Here is a 2,121-nt window from a genome sequence, read left to right on the forward strand (position 1 = left end):
CAGGATCGTGTCGCGCGCGTGGATCTGCGCCAGAAAATCCTGCAGTGCGTCGGCCAGCGTCGCGATGCTGACCGCACCAAGTGGTTTCGATTGACCGTAGCCCGGCATATCCCAGGCCACGGCATGATAGCGATCGCCAAAGGATTCGAGCTGGCCGCGCCAAGCGCGCGCAGCACCGCCGATGCCGTGCAGGAACACCAGTGTCGGCCGCGCCGGATCGCCTGCAGCCTCATAACCGAAGCGACCATCATTTGTCGTCATGATCTGGCTATTGGCGTGCATCGATTCCGTACCGAACTTTCCTGGTGCTGACGCTAGTCCGAGTGTTACGCCTGTCAAGCACATCGCATGCCATCTGCTACCCGTGTTGCATAAATTTGAAGGTTAAAATATCTTGCACGGGACCGTGTCGATGATGAGGAGCCCACGAATGTCCGGACTGCCTGCTTCCGCGCATGCGCTGGTGACGGGCGGCAGCCGCGGCATCGGTCGCGAGATCGCACTTGCGTTGAAGCGGGCCGGCGCCACCGTGACGATCGTCGGGCGTAATCGCGCGACGCTCGAGGCCGTGATCGCGGCGGGCTGCGCCGATCATATGGCCGTGGCTGACGTCGCCGATCACGCTGCGCTGACCGCTGCCATTGGCGCGGCGGCGATGCGGCAGCCGATCGACATCCTCATCGCCAATGCCGGAGCCGCGGAGTCGGCGCCGTTCGCGAAATCGGATGCCGCGCTGTTCCGCCGCATGATCGACACCAATTTCATGGGCGTCGTGCATGCGGTGCAGGCGACGTTGCCCGCGATGAAGTCCAGGCCTTATGGACGCATCGTGATGATCGCCTCGACCGCGGGCCTCAAGGGGTATCCCTACGTCTCCGCCTATGTCGCGGCCAAGCATGCGGTGGTAGGCCTGATGCGGTCGCTGGCGCTGGAGCTGGCGTCCAGCAATATCACCGTCAATGCGGTGTGTCCCGGCTTTACCGACACCGATCTCGTCGCCGGCAGCATCGACACCATCATGAAGAAAACCGGGCGTAGCCGCGAGCAGGCCGCCGCCGATCTCGCCAGGCATAACCCGCAAGGACGCCTCGTCACGCCGCAGGAGGTCGCGGATGCCGTGCTCTGGTTGTGCGGCGCGGGCGCCAGCGCGATCACGGGGCAGGCGGTCGCGGTCGCGGGCGGCGAGGTGTGAGGCCGCACCGCCAACCGAACGAGAAATGTGAAGGGAGTTTCCATGTCGCGACCTGCCAATCCTGTCACGCTGCCTTTGGCGGACTACAAGCCCGGCCACTTCCTGTTGCAGGTCACGGACCGCGTCGCCACCTTGACGCTGAACCGGCCCGAGCGGAAGAATCCGCTGACCTTCGACAGCTACCGTGAGCTCACGGATTTCTTCCGTGCCTGTGCGTTCGACGACGACGTCAAGACCATCGTCGTGACCGGCGCCGGCGGCAATTTCTCGTCCGGCGGCGACGTGTTCGAGATCATCGGCCCGCTGGTGAAGATGGACACCAAGGGCCTGACCGCCTTCACCCGCATGACCGGCGATCTGGTGAAGGCGATGCGGGCCTGTCCGCAGCCCATCGTCGCCGCCGTGGAAGGCATCTGCGCCGGTGCCGGCGCCATTGTCGCGATGGCCTCTGATATCCGGCTTGCCACTGTCGGCGCCAAGGTCGCATTCCTGTTCAACAAGGTTGGGCTCGCCGGCTGCGACATGGGTGCTTGCGCGATCCTGCCGCGGATCATCGGGCAATCGCGTGCCTCCGAGCTGCTTTACACCGGCCGTTTCATGAGCGCGGAGGAGGGCGAGCGCTGGGGCTTCTTCAGCCGCATCGTCGCGCCCAGCGAGGTACTGACGCAGGCCGGGCAGCTGGCGCGCGAGATCGCCTTTGGGCCGACCTTCGGCAACACCATGACCAAGCGCATGCTGGCGATGGAATGGGCGATGTCGGTGGAGGAGGCGATCGAGGCAGAGGCGATTGCCCAGGCGTTGTGCATGACAACAGAGGATTTCAAGCGCGCCTTCGAGGCCTTCGCCGCCAAGAGCAAGCCGGTATTCCAGGGCAATTGAGCCGCCCGCCGGGGGCTTGCCAGGATATATTTTAGGCTTAAAATAATTCC

At 64.3% G+C, this 2,121-nt stretch carries 3 protein-coding genes; 2 read left to right on the forward strand and 1 reads right to left on the reverse strand.

The annotated features are described in order from the left end of the window. The coding region (locus tag WA702_RS29345; RefSeq protein WP_425114034.1) for an alpha/beta fold hydrolase at positions 1-282 on the reverse strand (282 nt) is incomplete at its 3' end. Between the two features lie 148 nt (positions 283-430). Here WA702_RS29345 and WA702_RS29350 point away from each other — a divergent pair. Next, on the forward strand, positions 431-1,192 hold the full coding sequence (locus WA702_RS29350) for an SDR family NAD(P)-dependent oxidoreductase (protein WP_425114035.1): 762 nt from the start codon (positions 431-433) through the stop codon (positions 1,190-1,192). A gap of 42 nt (positions 1,193-1,234) precedes the next feature. Next, positions 1,235-2,071 (forward strand): enoyl-CoA hydratase family protein, encoded by an 837-nt coding sequence (locus WA702_RS29355; protein WP_425114036.1) that lies wholly within the window; start codon positions 1,235-1,237, stop codon positions 2,069-2,071. Positions 2,072-2,121 lie beyond the last annotated feature (50 nt).

It is taken from the genome of Bradyrhizobium sp., assembly GCF_049798375.1.
GTDB lineage: Bacteria > Pseudomonadota > Alphaproteobacteria > Rhizobiales > Xanthobacteraceae > Bradyrhizobium.